Raw genomic sequence first — 17,246 nt, forward strand, 5'->3', positions numbered from 1 at the left:
GGAATGTTCCACATTGGGTTTCATAACTGTGGGGAAAGGGTATTTTGAGTACCACTTTGTTGGAATGCCCATTTAATCGAGTGATTTCCCTACAATTTATCGGGGACAAAACCCCTACAAATGTCTCTTTTTTAAAGGCTTAAGTCGTTGTTTTTGAGTGTTTTGCACTTATAGCGTTGAGGCGCATTTTCGTAGCCGTAATCGACTACACTACTACTACCCAACGTTTGTTAGGATTAAAATAGAATGATTAGCACTTTTGCTTCGTAATAAAATGTTAATCGAAGTAGGCGATTACCGCTAGTAGGCTGTTTTTTGAGAATACAAATTGAGAAATCTTTTAAATAGCGTCTTGATGCTATGAGATAAATCACATACTACAAGGGCTCTTATTATAAATATAGCAAAAAATACGATTTGACTTCTGTTTTATATGTTAAAAATTGAAGTCTGTATAGAAACTATAAAGAGCATGGCCGAAACCGATAAATCAAATCGAGAATCAAATATATTTTTTGAATAATAAATCAGGTGTTCGACACTTTTACAATTAACCAATTATTAATTTTTTTAAATTTTTTTTATCATGAAAAAAGTAGTTTTAAGTGTAGCGATGCTACTAATGGGGGTTACAGCTTTTGCACAATCAAACAACAGCAGTGTAGAGCAAACGGGAAATAGACATACGTCTAATGTAAACCAAACGGGAAATGAGAACGAGTCAATTGTTAGACAGTCCGAAAGATCGAACGTGTCTGCAGTTACTCAAACTGGAACTTTGAACTACTCAGGTGTACTTCAAGATGGTATCAACGGCCGTTCAACAGTTACTCAAACGGGATTAGATAACGCTTCTAATGTGACGCAAATCGGTGATGGTAACATTGCAAACGTTAAGAGATACGGCGATCACAACCGTTCTGAAATTGTACAAAGCGGTGATAGCAATGAGGCATCAGTTTATCAAGTTGGAGATGTGAATAGTTCTAAAATCGACCAAACTGGTGATGATAACTATTCTTATGTTTCGCAGTACAACGGAGACAACAACAGAGCAGTTACTTCTCAGGATGGAAACAATAACTATGCGGTAGTTTTACAATCTGACGGTAATTTTAACTCGGTTACTGTTTCACAAGAGGGCGATTACAATCAAGCAGATTCAGAACAAGTTGGGAACTTGAATTTCTCTTCGATAGTTCAGATTGGTGAGGCTAACTTTTCAACAGTAGCTCAAGATGGTAATTTGAATGGAAGTACTGTTTATCAGTACGGTGACGATAACAACGCTATTGTTTCTCAGCTTGGAACTGGAAACGTAGCCTCAACTCACCAATTCGACGGGGATGAAAATAGATCAGTATCTACACAAGACGGTGGTGTGAACTATGGTAGTGCCGTTCAAAACGGTTCAGAGAACAGCAGCGAACTTATCCAAAGAGGATCTTTTAACACGAGCTTATTGACTCAAGTGGGTACACAACATTCTAGTGAAGCGGTACAAACAGGATTTGGTAACTTTAGTTCTGTAAACCAAAATGGAAGCAACCATGCTAGCATGGTGAGTCAATTGGGGAACAGCAACTTCTCTAATGTAGTTCAGAATAACTAAAAAAACTGGGCTGTTGTTACCGAGTAATGGCAGCCTTTTTTTTACAATAAGTGGAAAAATGGGAATGATTATCTCGTGTTACATTCCCTTTTTTCACCTTACTGTTGCGAGCGAATGGCATGCAGATTAAGACGCTTTATCAAGCGTTTTAGAAACCGGCTAATAAAATATTTGTTTTTGATTTTACGAGCGGGAGCAAAATTTGACGAAGTGCGTTGCACTCCGCATACCCACCTCTAAAAAACACTAACCAACAATCGACAGAAATGAAAAAGAATATCATGGCCCTCGTACTATTCTCGTTGCCGATGCTTGTGCAAGCGCAAAGCAAAGAAGATGCGGCATACCATCAAGTGATTCGCGTTACAACGACCAACCAGACCCAGCCAGAGCAATCGAATAATTTCAAAGCTGCTCGCGGACAGCAAAACGCGGTTTTTATTACTCAAATAGGAAATAAAAATACCGTGGATTCTCACGTGAAGAGCGCTACAGATACATCGACGTATTATCAGTATGGGAATCAAAACACCATACTAGCAACGGTCAATGCGTTAGAGGTTCAGCAGGATATCCGTCAATTGGGCGATGATAACCGCTTTGAAAAGTACAGCTTTGATGCGACTATGGCCAATCAGATTCAGGTAATTCAAGAGGGAAATAATCAGGAGATCAATGTTTTTGGATCGAATTCCATGTCAAAAGATATGAAGATACACGTACAGGGAAATGACAAGACGATTATTGTCCGAAATTATCAATAATGCGCCCGTCACCTGCTTCAGAGCGATAATAAAAAGCCACTTTCACAGCTCCTGGGCTATTAGAGGAAATCGCCCAAATAGGTTCGTAGCATACAATTGAAACTAACAATAATACTTATATATGAAGGGAATACGGTTCATTTCTAAGAAGTCATTCGTTGTACTTGCTTTATTGTTGATGAATGCGATGTACAGTCAAATACAAAATAAAGTGGTGGAAGCAATTATAGAAACAAAGGAAATAGGTGAGACTATTCAAATCACGGCTGTGGCTCATAACAAGACGAATTTAACACAGAGCATACAGTACAAGTTGTCCGTGATAAGGAGCAATCCAAAATCGAATAACCAGTCTAAAAACGATCAAACAGGACGGGGGGTTTTAGTCGGCTATCAACGGCAACAACTCTCGATGACGTCCTTAGATCGCAATACCCAAGATCGAATTATTGTCTTGTTGTTAGTATACGATGAAAACAATAATATTTTGGGCAGCAGTCGCTATGTCCTCAACGATCACAAAGGGGCAGGCCAGGTTGCAGAAGAAATTTATGAAGCCTTGGAAAATCCGGTGGAACAGCCTGTCAAAGCAGTTCAACCTTATGCAGAAATCCGCTTTAGTGGATTGGTGATTGACGAAACCAAAACCAAAGCAGGACGCGATTTTTATCAACTGTTTTATTCGAGCTATTTGGCGAATAAGGTGGATGGTGAAAAGGTAGTAGTGCTCCGCGAGAGTCTAACCTTGGGAAACAGTACGAAAATAACCATAAAAATTGAAGAACAATTGGTCTTTGAGTTTTTCGTGCGTCCGCAATACGACTACATCAAGTCGATGGCAGAAGTAGCACTGCGACGCGTCACCCTGTATTTTGAAAATTTAAAAAGGGAAACACAATTAATAAAACGCTTTTAAAATAACATATCATGAAAAGAACCTTTGGAATAGTAGTACTTTCTTTTTTCACCTTAACTGCCGCAGCGCAGCAGTTGACCTATAAGCCGATGAATCCCTTTTTTGGAGGAGATACCTTTAATTATCAGTTTATGCTGAGCTCGGCCAATGCACAGAACTCCTTTAAGGATCCCGCAGCGGCTAAACCAGTGGTTTCTACGATGGATCAGTTTTCAGAAAGGCTGAAAAGCCAACTGTTAAGTCAGTTGTCGCGACAGCTTTTCGACAATCAAATCGGCGGGGAGCTCAAGGAAGGGAGTTTTGTATTGGGCAATTTATCCATAGAGATTTATGAATCGGGCGAAGGTATGGTCATCAATATGCTCAATACCGAATCCGGTGAACAGACTCAAATTATCGTGCCAAGTTATTAGCGCTATGAAACTAATTTATTATAGAAGTAGCCTGCTATTTGCGGGCTTATTACTGGCAAACTGTGGTGCATATCTAAATCAACCCGTGGGTAGAGCACACGCCAAAGTAGGGGAGCTGACATTAAAAAGCAAGTTTTTAAAGGACATGCCCAAACCGACAGAACCGGTGGTTGCGGGGGTTTATAACTTTAGAGATCAAACCGGACAATACAAGAATATCGAAACCGGTAGTTCTTTTAGCACGGCGATCTCTCAGGGAGGAACGGCTATTTTGACCAAAGCCTTAGAAGACTCCGGCTGGTTTACAGTGGTGGAGCGTGAGAATCTGGGAAACCTACTCAACGAGCGCAACATCATCAATACGACTCGAGATCAATTTCGCAAAGCGGGCAATGAGACGCAAACACCTTTGCCTCCCTTGCTCTTTGCAGGCGTTTTGCTCGAGGGCGGTGTAATTTCGTATGATTCCAATATCCGAACAGGAGGTAGCGGCGCCAGGTATTTTGGAGTCGGGGGCGCCACTCAGTATAGAGAAGACCGCTTGACGGTGTATCTGCGTGCGGTGTCTACCACAAACGGAAAGGTATTAAAAACAGTCTATGTTTCTAAGACAATACTGTCGCAAGCCATTTCGGCGAACCTCTTTAAATACGTCAACTTTCAAAGACTGCTAGAAGTGGAAACGGGCTTTACCGTAAACGAACCCATACAATTGGCGGTAAAAGAAGCCATTGAAAAAGCCGTAGAAGGTTTGATTATAGAGGGAATTGAAGATGAGCTGTGGAAAACCAATGCCGGTGTTGGTATGGATCGACAATTGGTAGCGAAGTACAACGAAGAGAAAAGCGCAGAGGAAATGACCTTGCTGTACGGCCGCAAACAATTGAATCGAAATGCGCTAAATGAAGTTGATTTCGCAGGAGGTGTGGCTGTTTTAGATGGGGATCTGGGCAAGAAAAAACCGGGTTACTCCTTTAGATTGGGTTATACGCGCTGGTTGAACAAATCGTTGGGATTGAACCTTAATGCCAATCCAATGCAATTCGTCAGCGGGTCATCCTATAGAAATCAATTGTATGCGATTGATCTTAACGTCAAATACAACCTCTTACCCGATGATGTGCTTAGTCCACAGTTGTATGGCGGTTTTGGCTATGTAGGAGACTATTTTATGTTTCACGATAAAGAGGTCCGCGATGAAAGCTCGTTTAAGATGCAATACGGTATGAGTTTGAATTACAACCTGTCCGATTCGATGGCGCTGTTTGTATATGGAGAACATCACCTCTCGTTTGACGACACCTTAGACGGAATAAAAAGTGGAAAGAGAAAGGATTATTACTATAATCTTGGATTTGGATTAAAATATTATTTTTAACAATATAATACGATGAACTTTAAAAAAATAATAAACAAAATCAGCTTGTTAACGCTGTGTTTAGTACTGTTTTCTTGTAGTGAAGATCCCGTGGACGAATTGGGCACGGGCACTATTATAGGAAAAGTAGTCAACAGTGGAACAAACAAGCCCATGAGCCATGTTAAAATAGAAACCTCTCCGGTTTCCAATACGGTTTTTACAGACGAAAACGGGGCCTTTGTCATCGACAAGGTACCCAGTGGCGAATATTCGGTAAAAGCGCAAGTAGAAGGCTATATAGCGGCTTTTAAGCCCGCCAATGTAAGGCAAAACCAACAGAGCAACGTCGTATTCGAATTGGCGGTTTCCAACGTCAACAACAAGCCGCCGGGCAACCCTGTATTGTTAACGCCTGCCGACAATGAAGTGCTCAAATCCACCGAGGTAATCTTTAAGTGGACGACAAAGAATCCGGATAAGGATCCCTTGAAATTCACTTTGGAGCTCCACAACGACTTAAACAATCGCGTTGAAGTGTTTGAAAACCTTGTCGATTCGACTTTTTCACACAAGGGCTTGCAACTCGGTGTCAAGTACTTTTGGCAGGTTACGGCTTACGACGGATTTAATCCGATTGTCAAAAGCGCCATGGGAGCCTTTAAGGTATATAAAGCCCCGCTGGAAAACCGCATTTTGTATACCCGGGCTACCAATGAGAATTGGGTTATTTACTCTGTCGACGATTCGGATAATGAATTTACATTAACCGCGACAACGACCAATAGCTATAGGCCAAAGATGAATTTGGCTGCCAATAAAATCGCTTACCTACAGATGAATGGGGCACTTTCAGATATTTATATCATGAATCGCGACGGTACCCAAAAGCAAAAGGTCACTTCGTCCGTGAAGCCCAACGGTTTTAATCTCAACGAAATTGGCTTTAGCTGGCCCGCCAACAGCGATAAAATATACTTTCCCAGCTTCAACAAGCTGTATCGGATCAATTCCAACGGTCAGGGTTTGGAAATGATTTACGAAACGGCGGACGGCAGTTTAATCTCCGAAGTAGACGTCAATGAAGTACACGGGATTATCGCATTAAAAACCAACGATGTCAACGGGTACAAAAGCAAAATATACTGCATAGACTTTAGGGGAAATGTACGTTATACCGTTTTGTCCGATGTAAAGGGAGCTGTGAGCGGATTGCAAATTTCCAAAGACGCCCAGCAAATCCTATATGCCTATGATACTTCAGGTGCTCAAAATGCAGGTTATGTCAGCAAGAGCTCCAGGCTGTTTTTATACGAAGTTTCCACCCAGACGAGTCTGAATATATCGGTGGATACCCCGGTAGGAACCAATGATTTGGAGCCGCGATTTTCACCAAATGAAGCTCAGGTGATTTTTACCAATACCTCCAGTGACGGTATATCACAGAAAAGCGTATACCAAAGGGAGTTGATTCCGAGCAACACCAACAACAAGAGGAGTATAGTGGCCAAGAATGCCTCTATGCCAGATTGGAATTAGGAGCGCTTTAGTAGACCGCTTTTTGCCAAAACCCTGTTTAAGGACGGGACCAACCCTTAAAAAAAAGGACTGATACCCTCGTGGTATGCAGTCCTTTTTTTATGCCGTAGCACCAAGAGATTTCATCGAGAAAGACCGCTACTACGGTCGATTTACTTATAGCGCTGTTGACGACTTTGGTCGCCATGCGGACTGGCTAATAAAACCAGAGTGAAGCGCCTTTTGGGGTGGCTGAAGTGCGAATTATCTAACGTCAGCTCTATGGCTGACTACGATTTATTATAGTTCGTTGCGATTGCTGATTTGGAGCACCTCATATATTATTTTCAAATGGTATTTAACCGTGTTTTCAGAAATGTATAGCAGGTTTCCAATTTCCTTATTGGTCTTGCCTTGTTTAACCAAATGAACGATTTCCAATTGGCGTTCTGTCAGTATAAAATGATCCAATTTTAGCTTTTCCTCGCCCGCATCATTGTAGTCTGTTGCCGCTTGTAACAAATCCCGTCGCATGCTGTTGTTTTCTTCTAGAATAGCGCGTTGCTGATTTTTGTTTTTCCTATAGATTCTTATAAAAACCACTAACATAAACATCAATAAAAAGACAAAACTCGCTAAAAACAGTTGGATTTTCCGTTGTTGGGCCGACTCCTTTTGTTGTCTGTTCTTTAAGAGCTCTTTTTCGAGCAAATGCAGTTTTCCGCTTCTGTTGGTCGTGTCGTAATGCGTAGCCATAGCGGTGTATTTGTGTTGGGTTTCCAACGCCATTTTTAAATCGCCTATATCGCCGTAAAAAGCAGACATATCTCCGTACATGGCCAGTATGTAAATATCCATTTTATACTTTTTGGCGTAAAAAAGACCTTTTTCAAAACTTTCTATCGCCTTGTCGTATTGTACTAAATTCTTATAGAGCACGATTTTTTTTCGGTAAATTAAAGGTAGGTGTTTGGGGTCGTGCTCTTCCAAAATAACCCGCGCATCGTCCAGATAGTGGTTGCCCTCGATGTACTTTTTTTCCTTAATAGCCATGATGCCTTTAATCGCCAGGTAGAACGCGCGAGACACGTGGTTTATCGAATTTAAATCCGCTGTGGTAATCAGGGGCAAAAGGGCATTTACCTCTTCAAATTCCATCAAATCAAATTTTATAAAGAGCTTTTCAATCTTAATCTGCGCTTGAACCTCCTCTCTTTTATCACTTTGTTCGCCCGCTTGTAAGGCTAAAGCCAAGTTGTTCAAAGCCTCGGTATAATTAAATAAGCGCTTATAAGTAAGAAATTTGTGATAGTAGGCTTGGTATAAATCGTAAGCTGTTGATTTGGGGTCGGTAATAATCTCCTCCAAACGAGTAATCGATTGGTCGTATTGGTGGTGGTCGTTAAATCGATTTATTTCTTGATTTAATTGGGTGTATTTATCCGACTGACCTAGGGCAGTATGTACCATGAATATAAAAAATACGGTAAAAATTGCTTTATGCATATAATGTTTTATTGTAAACGGATAGAACATGAGTAAAGTAGCGTATTTTCAGGGGGTTTGCTTACAAAAATACAGCCTTTTTTAACAAAAAAGAACTTAATTCGTTTATATTTTAAACGGATTTAGCAAAAAGAAAAAGAGCTTTCTCGAGGAATTTTGTTAAATTATTTGTTTTTTCTATTGATCTAGTTTGATTTGGCGGTATCGAGGTGATGCGTATGGGTTGTTTTATTTTATAACCTAAATTTAGTATTTACTGTCGCGATACGCAATACCATTTACAAGGTATATTGGATGTAAATACGACCGTACTCAGGGTTGTTGTACAAGTTGATTTTTCAGCCTTTTTTTGCATAAAGTCTTGGCCATAGCTAGGCATGATCTTAATAGAGGAGTCCCGTGCTTCAAACGAGTAGATGAAATTACCGCCTTACACCCATTTTCCTCACTTAGTGGGATAATCGATTACGCTGAAAGCGATTAAAACTGCCGATGTTTCACAGCTTATCGAAATTTCGTTTTGCGACGGTATCGTTGCCCAAAACTTGGGGGAAGCCTTGGAAATGCAGTCCAAAATCAATGCCGATTACAACCGTAGAGAAAGAATGTGCAGGCCGTTTTAGGGTGACTTAAATCCAATAAAAAAGCAGTATTTTAAACCTAAAATACTGCTTTTTTTAAATAAAGTGTTTGTTGAATATAATAATTGTTAAGGATTGAAAATCAACATAATGAAAATCACAAAAAGCATCAAGTGCATGATGCCCATAATCGGTGTGGTACGCTTGGCATTGAAGGTAATCATACTCAATACCAAGGTGATGGTAAACAAGATGGTTTCGGTAGGAGTCAAACCGAACAACACGGTTTTTTCCATAATCATACCCACGACCAATACCGAGGGAACCGTTAAACCTACTGTCGAAACAAAGGCACCGTGACACAGATTGATGGCGCGTTGAAATTCGTTGTTCAAGGCTGCTTTTACTGCGGTCATCGATTCGGGAGTAAAGACGATGATCGCAATTAAGACACCACCTAATAGCGGTGGCAATTCCAAGGCTTTAATGCCGTAGTCTACTACCGTAGCCATATAGTGCGAGAGCAATACGATGGGAAGGATCATCGCCAATAAAACCAAGGCGCGAATCCATAATTCCCTTTGATCGTTATTGGAGGTTGAAGCTGTTTCCTCTGCATTATCCGTATGGATCGACGGCTGAGACAGTCGCTCGGAATAGGGGATTTCCATCGCGCCGGCGCGGGGTTGTATATACAAGTGTTGGTAACCTTTCATCTGCAAAAACAGAAAAAATCCGTATAAGACCACTATAGATGAGGCGAGTACAACGGCTTGGGTCTGACTAAACACGCCATTTCCAGCACCTTCTATAAAGTTGGGCAACATCATCGAAGTACCGCCCAATAGGATAATCATTCCCAAATAGGTCGTGGTGCCCTGGGCGTTGTATTCCTGTTCCCCGTATTTTAGCCCTCCTAGGAGTATACAGAGTCCCATAACCAAATTCATGATGATCATCATCACTGAAAATATCGAATCCTTGCCTATAGTAGGGAATTCTCCCGGGCCCAGCATTACAGCAGAAATCAAAATTACCTCTATGGAGACGATCGATAAAGTCAAAATTAAGGTGCCATAGGGTTCGCCGAGTTTATGAGCGAGTTCGTCGGCTTCCTTGACCACGCCAAAAGCCGCTGTGACTATCGTAATCAACAAGAGGGCAAAAGTAGCAGCAGCGGTGATAGGAGCGATTGGCGACCCCAAAAGCAAATCGCCAAAAAACATAAATCCAAGGACAACAGCCCAGGAAAACAGCAGTCTGATCCGGCTTTTTGCAGGTATAATTTCGGCCAGCGTTAAGGTAGTAAGCGATTTGTGAGACATAATTCAGAAAGTTTGAAATGATTTTTAAAACTAAGCAAAACTACGGGGATTAGCGGGAGTTAAAATTATCCTATGATAAATAATAGGGATTAAAAGTAGATTATTTCTCTTTGCGAATGCGACTCAAACTCACAGGAGTAATGCCCAAGTAGGAGGCGATGTGCATTAACGGCACTCTTTGAATTAGAGAAGGGGAGTCGGTCATCAATTGATCATACCGTTCTTTGGCAGACAATAAATCGTTGGAAATCATACGACTTTCAATTTTGAGCAGTTCTTTTTCGGCTAGTTTCCGCCCCCAATTAGCGATGTGTATGTCGCGATTGTATAGATGGTTTAAGTCACTGGTATTTAATTGGAATAAGGTACAGTCTTCGAGCAGCTCGATATTCTCATAGCTCTTTTTGTTTTCGACATAACTCCGCATCGAAAGTATGGTTTCTCCCTCTTGACCAAACCAAAACGTAATATCGCGATCCTCTTGTGGGGCAAAGGCCCGAACCATACCTTGTTTAATCAGATACAAATGCTGTTCGATCTTATCCGCTTTTAGCAAGATGTGATTTTTGGGAAAGTCCAACTCGACGACATATTCTTTTAGAACCGTCTTGGAATCCTGAGGTAGTGTGTAGATTTGATCTAAAATTTGATCGATTTCCATGGAATTTATTTTTTGGACATTGCGGTCGGTATCATCGCAAATTCTTTCCGATTATAAGGCTCTCAAAGTTAGTAATAAAGCCTGTACTGTTTTAAAAAAACAAGTAGAACGAGGTACACAGGTCATTTTGACCTCTTTTACCTCGGTCAAACCAATTTTTCCTACAGACAACGAATCGCCCTTTGAGTTTAAAAAGTTTCTCGTTGGTCTTGCCAAGTTTCTTTGCTAATTTGATAGATAAAGTTCATTTTGGGCGCTTCTCCAAAATACGTTATTTCCTCTTCTCTTAACTTTTCGGCTCCCAAACGACTAATGGCGATTTGAGAACGGATATTGGTGGAACCTATGTGAAAATAAACTTTGGAAACGAATTGAAAAGCATAATCCAACATCGCCTTTTTAACGGTGGTATTGAGGCCTTTTCCCCATTGGGATACCGCGTAAAAGGTATAGCCGATTAAGATGCTGTTATCCACGGCGTTGTAGTCGTAAAATCGCGTGGATCCCACTGTATTTCCCGTGGTTTTATGCGTTATTTTATATGCCCCCCGACTTTGTATCGCTCCCTCAAAGAAGTTGGCGAAAACAGCCCTTTTCCAACGGTCTTTATTCGGGTGCTGTTCCCATATTTTGGCATCCGAAGCAACCGCGTATAAAGCGTCGAAATCGTCGATTGCCAAGGGAGAGAGCCACGCGGTTTCCGTTTCTAAAACCACCTGTATATCCATATAAACGAGTTGTTTTTTCATCAGTATATCCAGCTGCTCATCACTGCCCACTTGGAATGCGTGCTGACCAAATTCTACAAATCCATTCTTTGTGTAAAATTGTATCGCCCTAGCATTGCCTTCCCATACTCCCAACCAAATGTAAGTAAGCTTTTTGTCTGTTGCCACCTGATGCGCTTTTTCAAACAAGAGTTGCCCCACTTTTTGACCGTGAAATGCTTTTAGCACATAAATGCGTTCTATTTCAAGGGATTCTTCGCCCAGTTTTTCGGTTTGAGCCCCTTGGGTATTCAGTTTTAAATATCCAATAACGCGCTCTTGTTCCAGGGCAAAATAAAACTCGGAATCGACCTTGTGCAGTTCCTCAGTCAATTTTTCTGTTGAAAAACTTTGCGCTAAGTAAGCCGCCAAGTTTTCGTCGGTATTTCCCGTGGAAAAGGTTTCGGAAAAGGTTTGACGCCCTATTCTTTGTAGTGACTCTAAATCCTGCGTTGTCGCCCTGCGGATAGTGATGTGTTCCATAGTGATTTTGTCTATAGGTTTTAGCTGTAGGTGGGACGGCTTTTGTTTCGCATCATACGGCTAGTTTACTGTTGGATCACCGAGCGTGGCCGTCTGCTAAAGCTAAAAATACCTCCCTGTTTTTCAAAGTGGAAAGTTAAGGAATTTTGGGAATGATTGCAGTAGTAATAATCAAAATACCAAAATGCACCAACTACTGTAATAACCATACGGATGGCCGAGGTTTTGATTCCAGGGGGAGTTTCCCCCGGTATTTAAACAAAATTGGCAAACTGAAATTATTATATTTGCACTCTTATAGGCGTAAAAATAAAAGGCCTAAATACCGTGTATTTGCGCGGTATTCCTTTTGTTTTTATGGAATTAAAATAAGCGTTTATGAGTTTAGATGTTGAATTAAAACAATTTACACCAGACGACTTCGAGTATTACTTCAAGTTGGTAAACGATATACGCGTGATGGCCATGATTAGCGAACGCGCCATTCCGCTTGAGGAAGCAGCGCGCGATTTTACCTTATTACTTCAAAACAACGAAGGGCATAAAGAATTTGGCAATTTTAAAATTATAGACAAAGCGTCTCAGGATTTTCTGGGCTTGGCGAAATTAGAACTTGCATTGCCTAAGGCGGATGAAGCAGAATTGGGCTATATGATTTTACCCGAATTTTGGGGCAGGGGTATTGCGACTTCGGCCGTTAAACTATTGTTGGCACGCGCAGAGCAACTGCCTACACTAACGCGACTATTTGCCATTATAGATCCCAAAAACATCCCTTCTCGCAAACTGTTGATCAACAGTGATTTTGTATCGGTAGCATTTAAGGATTTTGACGGATTACCCGGAGAAATAGTCGAATTAAGACGGATACTTTAGGCGTACAACCAAAGTGTAAACCACAGCGATAAGCTGCTCTTGGGCGTCGTCGTTTAAACGCGTCCTGTCTAGCAGCGTTACTGAGCACGGTTCATCTATATAAAAATAAATATTTCGGAGCGTAAATGCAAATAGTTTAGGAAAAAAATGGGGTATAAAAAAAGCCCAACGCGACGTTGGGCTTTTTGCAATGCGTGCAGTTTGCGCTACTACCAAGCGATCGGTACATAATCCTTTAAGAATTTTCCGCACCAGTGTTTCCCGGTATTGATTCCATCGAACAGCGGGTCCATCACGCGTGCAGCACCGTCGACGATATCCAGCGGCGGTTGAAAATCTTCTTCTTCTTGCTTTCGCTTCGCCATTTCGGCGGGATCCTCATCGGTTACCCAGCCCGTATCAACGGCATTCATATATATTCCTTCTTTGGCGAGAGATCCCGCCGCAGTATGTGTGAGCATGTTTAATGCGGCCTTGGCCATATTGGTATGTGGATGGCGGTCGTCTTTGTAACCGTGATAGAACTTCCCTTCCATAGCCGAAACATTGATGATGTGTTTTTGTCCGGTATGGTCCTTTTTCATCACCTCCGCAAGGCGGTTGCAAAGCACAAAAGGAGCAACGGAATTGACCAATTGCACTTCGATCATCTCGGTGGTTTCGATCTGTCCCAGTTTTAAACGCCAGCTGTTGGTCTTGCGCAAATCGACCTGTTGCAGATCGGCATCCAATTCGCCTTCGGGAAATACTTCGGTCGCAACCAAAGCCTTGTCAAAGGAATAGGGAATTTGCGACAGTTGAGCCGAAGCGCGCAAACCAATTCCCGGTTCGGGACCGTGCCAAGTTACCGGCATGTTTTGATTGGAGGAGACAGCCGAAGTTAGCAATTTGAGTTCCTGCAAACAATCGGTATGATCGCTGAGTAAACCCTGTACTGGGGAGGGTAGGGAATCGATGGCTCGACCTTCGTTTTCCATCAGATGCGCATAGAATCCCGAAGGCCTGCGCACGGTTTGGGCCGCATTGTTGATCAATATATCCAAGCGGCCGTATTTCTGTTCGATGTAGTTGCAAAAGATTTCCACACTTGGAATATGTCGCAAATCCAATCCGTGTATTTTTAAACGGTGTCCCCACACCATAAAATCGTCTTCACGTGCAAAGCGAATGGCCGAATCTACCGGAAAACGCGTTGTCGCGATTACAGTAGCACCACCGCGCAGCAACATCAAGGTAATGTGGTAGCCGATTTTTAAGCGTGAACCCGTAATTACAGCGAGTTGTCCTTTGACATCGGCGGTCTGAAAGCGCTTGGCATAATTGAAATCACCACATTCGGTACACATCGTATCGTAGAAGTGGTGGAGGGTGGTGAAGCGCGTTTTGCAGACGTAGCAGTTTCTTGGCGTTTCGAGCTCTAGGGCTTCTTTTTGAGCCAAATCGGTATAGGCCAGTAACTTGGGGGCTACAAATACCGCAGCCTCCCGAGCATGGCGAATACCCGTAATCTTTCTAGCGGTTTTATCTTTGTTTTCTTTTTTGCGCTTGGCTACGAGTCGGCCGTCCTTTTTTCGGCGCGCCAGCTCGTCGCGATCGGGTCTTGAAAACTGCCCTGCGGCCTTGATCAACGCGGTGCGTTGCTCCTTGGGAATATCAAAAATCTGATCGGTATCCGTGTTGAGTTGCGTCAATAAGGCAATACAGTGGTCAATTTCCGCTGCACTGATCGCTTTTGTCGCTGTGGTTTCATCCTTCGTCATCATAAAAAACGGTTCAACCTTGGCAGTTCGGCCAAGATTGCAAAGATAAGTTTTAAATATGGCTGTTGCAATTGGTTTTTTAAGGGTTGGCTGTGGGGTCTTTCCGCGCTTTTGGCGGTGCAAGCCGCACTGATTTACCGCATTGAAGCAGTCGATTTGAGGCGTATTCCTCGATCTACTTTTGGTGTATGCCTTTGTTTTGGTCGGAATTACCGAACACCGATTAAAGCGCGGGAAGCGCATTCATTACGAGGGCGACAGTTTCTGGTGACCCCTGGTTTGATTGCCCTCGTACAAGGCCAGTTCGGAGTGTAGTATTTGAGCCGCTTCGGCAGATCCTCGGACTTTGGAAGCGCTTCGTCGCATCATCTCCGTTTCAAAATCATCCAAAACCTGCGGTCTTATTCCTTCGATTCTCCAATTCGATGCAGCCGTCGTACCTCTGTAAATTTGGCGCGCCAATGTCAAAGCGTCCAAAAGCGCCTGATTGGCACCCTGCCCCTTAAAAGGGCTCATGGGATGTGCTGCATCGCCGATTAAGGTAACCGGTCCCAGGTCTGCCATTAACGTCACATCGAGCAGTTCCCGATCGTATACGGGATAACCGGATATCTTATCGACTGCGGTTGCTGCGACGATCTGCGGTATGGGTGAGTGCCACTGGGTCCTGCGACTAGCTTCCGCCTTTAGTGCTTGTGGTCCTTGTGCACTCAGCATTTGGGCGGCGTTTTCCGATAGGGGAAAGCTCAATTGCCACATCACCGTGTCGGCGGTATAAGGCATCATATAAATGCGTTCGTGACCGTTGGCGGTTTGAAAAACCGTAGCGGAGTCCAACAGCTCGTGTTTTTGATTGCCCAGTGCGTCCAGCGGACAAATGCCCAAGATGACGATGCAACCCAAGTATTGCAAAGGGGAGCAATCATCGCCTAACAACAACCGACGCACGGTACTGCGAATGCCATCGGCACCGACGACCAAATCGGCTTGGACCTTTTTGTTTTCTCCACCGACGCGAAAGCTCAAATTCACGCCGCCTTCGTCGTTGTGTTTTAAATCGGACAATTGATGGTTCCAGTGTACAGCAGCGGCTCCTCCGAGCTGCTCCAAAAGCGCCAAGCGCAAAGTTTGTCGGGGGATGTGTAGGTTGCTGCTCTTCGGCGGCATTGCTGCAGCTGTGGGCAACCACTTTCGAAGTCCCCATTCACCGATGACCTTTCCGGAGGTGGTGTGAACCAAATGACGGGTAGACACCACCGCTTCCTCTAGCGATAGGATTCCCAATCCCTTGATCGCCTTACTCGCTTGTTGTAAGGTAAGTCCGTAGCCTTGAGCGCGTGCCTGAAAGTGCAGGTCGCGTTCAAACAAACTAAAGGGAATACCGCGGTGTAAACAAGCCACCGCCAAGGCCAAACCGCCGATACCACCGCCGATAATTGCGATGTGTGGGCGATTTTCGCCATCTGCTACCGGCATCGTCTGGCTGATGACCAAGCCGCTACCGCTACAAGTAGCACAGCGATACAGGGGCGCTTTGGGACGAATCGGCTGCGGACCTTCACCCTGCAGTTGTCGAAATGTTTCGCAAGCCGCTTGGTAGTGTACTTGTGCTCTTTTGCTGAGACCCCGGCTTTTTTTCCCCTGACCCTGACAGTCCGGACAGCTGATCCATTTTTGCTCGTTGTTTTCCACTGGCTGTGTTTTCTGGTGGTGTGCAGTTCCGATTTCTCCTTGTTGAAAAATGGGCGTGCACGGCTTTCGAAAAAGCCCTGTTGATATGGGTAAGCCCGGCCGACTTAAAACGGCTTGCAGCCTCTTAAATGCAGAGCCTTTGCAAAGGTTTTAAGGAACACGACATACTCATATTATTTTGGCAAAATTACACTTATCTGTTAAATCATCGAAGTTAGAACGGTAAAAAAATGCTATTAGACGGTTTTTTCTTTACATTCTCCAACGTACACAGTATAAAATGTCGTTTTATACAGTGGTTATTAGGGACTTAAAACCTCCTAAAAGGGCGTTGCAAACCATTTTTTCTGATGCGGGTTAAATACGGAATCGTTGGCAGCTGTGGTAACCGGAGAATAGAATTGGTTTCCCAAGGCCTTTTTGACATGCGTCCCATCGATGTAAAACCCTCGGCTGTGGGGCGTTGAACACCGGTAGCATTATTCATTATATGTATGTTGTCTGCGATACGATTAGCTTTTTATACGGAGGTAAGCGAATATAGCTCAGTAGATTATCCGCCATGTTTTGCTGCGGCTAATCGAATCGTTTGTAGTTCCTGAGCGCCGGCTGTCGGTAGGTATAGACAAGCCAAAATGATAAAAAATAATCGCATATTACGGTATATGTTCTGCATGTTTTTAAGCGTTTTCTTTGGTAAAAAAGGTGTGCTTTATAGTCGTATTTAATCGAATCATCCAGAGATACAGGCTGTTTTTCGGTTACCATTTAAAATAATGGGTATGGCATTATGGACGTTGCAGTGGGAGTTTGCCATTTCGTTAATGCCAAGGATGTCCGCTACTCCGTTTTTGTGATTTTGTATCCCCTTCTTTAGAAAAGCATCCGGTTTATATGAGTTTTTTTACTGGATATTATGCGATCTAGGGCTCTATGTCGCTTTGAGAATACCCGTTGCTTAGGTCTAGAAACAACGGGTTAAGATGTTGTTGTGGGCAATTACAAAGGGAATTCC

14 protein-coding genes are annotated in these 17,246 nt (G+C 43.0%); 8 read left to right on the forward strand and 6 right to left on the reverse strand.

What is annotated here, in order from left to right:
- Positions 1-586 precede the first annotated feature (586 nt).
- From ACQZ43_RS12000 to ACQZ43_RS12030, 7 genes are all read left to right on the forward strand, one after another.
- Complete coding sequence (locus tag ACQZ43_RS12000; RefSeq protein WP_430612925.1) at positions 587-1,612, forward strand: hypothetical protein; 1,026 nt, start codon at positions 587-589, stop codon at positions 1,610-1,612.
- 266 nt (positions 1,613-1,878) lie between these two features.
- A complete protein-coding gene (locus tag ACQZ43_RS12005; protein ID WP_430612926.1) occupies positions 1,879-2,376 on the forward strand; it encodes a hypothetical protein in 498 nt (165 codons plus the stop codon).
- 121 nt (positions 2,377-2,497) lie between these two features.
- Positions 2,498-3,292: a CsgE family curli-type amyloid fiber assembly protein gene (locus tag ACQZ43_RS12010; protein ID WP_430612927.1), complete on the forward strand. Its 795-nt coding sequence runs from the start codon at positions 2,498-2,500 to the stop codon at positions 3,290-3,292.
- A gap of 11 nt (positions 3,293-3,303) precedes the next feature.
- Entirely contained in the window at positions 3,304-3,705 is a 402-nt protein-coding gene (locus ACQZ43_RS12015; protein WP_430612928.1) for a curli assembly protein CsgF, read from the forward strand.
- A 4-nt stretch (positions 3,706-3,709) separates the two neighbouring features.
- Complete coding sequence (locus ACQZ43_RS12020; protein ID WP_430612929.1) at positions 3,710-5,083, forward strand: CsgG/HfaB family protein; 1,374 nt, start codon at positions 3,710-3,712, stop codon at positions 5,081-5,083.
- Positions 5,084-5,095: 12 nt separating this feature from the next.
- Positions 5,096-6,601, forward strand: a complete 1,506-nt coding sequence (locus ACQZ43_RS12025; protein ID WP_430612930.1) for a carboxypeptidase regulatory-like domain-containing protein — start codon at positions 5,096-5,098, stop codon at positions 6,599-6,601.
- An 85-nt stretch (positions 6,602-6,686) separates the two neighbouring features.
- Positions 6,687-6,815 (forward strand): hypothetical protein, encoded by a 129-nt coding sequence (locus tag ACQZ43_RS12030; protein ID WP_430612931.1) that lies wholly within the window; start codon positions 6,687-6,689, stop codon positions 6,813-6,815.
- A 65-nt stretch (positions 6,816-6,880) separates the two neighbouring features.
- Here ACQZ43_RS12030 and ACQZ43_RS12035 read toward each other — a convergent pair whose 3' ends face one another.
- The 4 genes from ACQZ43_RS12035 to ACQZ43_RS12050 form a co-directional block, all read right to left on the reverse strand.
- Positions 6,881-8,086 carry a response regulator transcription factor gene (locus ACQZ43_RS12035; protein ID WP_430612932.1) on the reverse strand — a complete coding sequence of 402 codons (1,206 nt, stop codon included), beginning with the start codon at positions 8,084-8,086 and terminating at the stop codon, positions 6,881-6,883.
- A 709-nt stretch (positions 8,087-8,795) separates the two neighbouring features.
- Positions 8,796-9,992: a calcium:proton antiporter gene (locus tag ACQZ43_RS12040; protein ID WP_430612933.1), complete on the reverse strand. Its 1,197-nt coding sequence runs from the start codon at positions 9,990-9,992 to the stop codon at positions 8,796-8,798.
- A gap of 100 nt (positions 9,993-10,092) precedes the next feature.
- Positions 10,093-10,653, reverse strand: coding sequence for a Crp/Fnr family transcriptional regulator (locus ACQZ43_RS12045; protein WP_430612934.1), 561 nt, complete (start codon positions 10,651-10,653; stop codon positions 10,093-10,095).
- A gap of 188 nt (positions 10,654-10,841) precedes the next feature.
- Positions 10,842-11,903: a GNAT family N-acetyltransferase gene (locus ACQZ43_RS12050; RefSeq protein ID WP_430612935.1), complete on the reverse strand. Its 1,062-nt coding sequence runs from the start codon at positions 11,901-11,903 to the stop codon at positions 10,842-10,844.
- Positions 11,904-12,281: 378 nt separating this feature from the next.
- On the opposite strand from ACQZ43_RS12050, the gene ACQZ43_RS12055 reads away from it, so the two are divergent.
- Entirely contained in the window at positions 12,282-12,779 is a 498-nt protein-coding gene (locus ACQZ43_RS12055; protein ID WP_430612936.1) for a GNAT family N-acetyltransferase, read from the forward strand.
- A gap of 209 nt (positions 12,780-12,988) precedes the next feature.
- On the opposite strand, the gene ACQZ43_RS12060 is transcribed toward ACQZ43_RS12055, so the two are convergent.
- Together ACQZ43_RS12060 and ACQZ43_RS12065 are read right to left on the reverse strand one after the other, a co-directional pair.
- Positions 12,989-14,539, reverse strand: a complete 1,551-nt coding sequence (locus tag ACQZ43_RS12060; protein WP_430615667.1) for an SDR family oxidoreductase — start codon at positions 14,537-14,539, stop codon at positions 12,989-12,991.
- Positions 14,540-14,785: 246 nt separating this feature from the next.
- On the reverse strand, positions 14,786-16,231 hold the full coding sequence (locus tag ACQZ43_RS12065; protein WP_430612937.1) for an FAD-dependent oxidoreductase: 1,446 nt from the start codon (positions 16,229-16,231) through the stop codon (positions 14,786-14,788).
- Positions 16,232-17,246 lie beyond the last annotated feature (1,015 nt).

This window comes from Flavobacterium sp. JP2137 (assembly GCF_050562195.1).
Classification (GTDB): domain Bacteria; phylum Bacteroidota; class Bacteroidia; order Flavobacteriales; family Flavobacteriaceae; genus Flavobacterium.

Bases quoted from the DNA above. Each gene is read 5' to 3' on its own strand.
- ACQZ43_RS12055 (WP_430612936.1), top strand. From the start codon at position 12,282: ATGAGTTTAGATGTTGAATTAAAACAATTTACACCAGACGACTTCGAG.
- ACQZ43_RS12045 (WP_430612934.1), bottom strand. From the start codon at position 10,653: ATGGAAATCGATCAAATTTTAGATCAAATCTACACACTACCTCAGGAT.
- ACQZ43_RS12020 (WP_430612929.1), top strand. From the start codon at position 3,710: ATGAAACTAATTTATTATAGAAGTAGCCTGCTATTTGCGGGCTTATTA.
- ACQZ43_RS12050 (WP_430612935.1), bottom strand. From the start codon at position 11,903: ATGGAACACATCACTATCCGCAGGGCGACAACGCAGGATTTAGAGTCA.
- ACQZ43_RS12025 (WP_430612930.1), top strand. From the start codon at position 5,096: ATGAACTTTAAAAAAATAATAAACAAAATCAGCTTGTTAACGCTGTGT.
- ACQZ43_RS12030 (WP_430612931.1), top strand. From the start codon at position 6,687: ATGCAGTCCTTTTTTTATGCCGTAGCACCAAGAGATTTCATCGAGAAA.
- ACQZ43_RS12060 (WP_430615667.1), bottom strand. From the start codon at position 14,539: ATGACGAAGGATGAAACCACAGCGACAAAAGCGATCAGTGCAGCGGAA.
- ACQZ43_RS12015 (WP_430612928.1), top strand. From the start codon at position 3,304: ATGAAAAGAACCTTTGGAATAGTAGTACTTTCTTTTTTCACCTTAACT.
- ACQZ43_RS12000 (WP_430612925.1), top strand. From the start codon at position 587: ATGAAAAAAGTAGTTTTAAGTGTAGCGATGCTACTAATGGGGGTTACA.
- ACQZ43_RS12040 (WP_430612933.1), bottom strand. From the start codon at position 9,992: ATGTCTCACAAATCGCTTACTACCTTAACGCTGGCCGAAATTATACCT.
- ACQZ43_RS12035 (WP_430612932.1), bottom strand. From the start codon at position 8,086: ATGCATAAAGCAATTTTTACCGTATTTTTTATATTCATGGTACATACT.
- ACQZ43_RS12010 (WP_430612927.1), top strand. From the start codon at position 2,498: ATGAAGGGAATACGGTTCATTTCTAAGAAGTCATTCGTTGTACTTGCT.
- ACQZ43_RS12005 (WP_430612926.1), top strand. From the start codon at position 1,879: ATGAAAAAGAATATCATGGCCCTCGTACTATTCTCGTTGCCGATGCTT.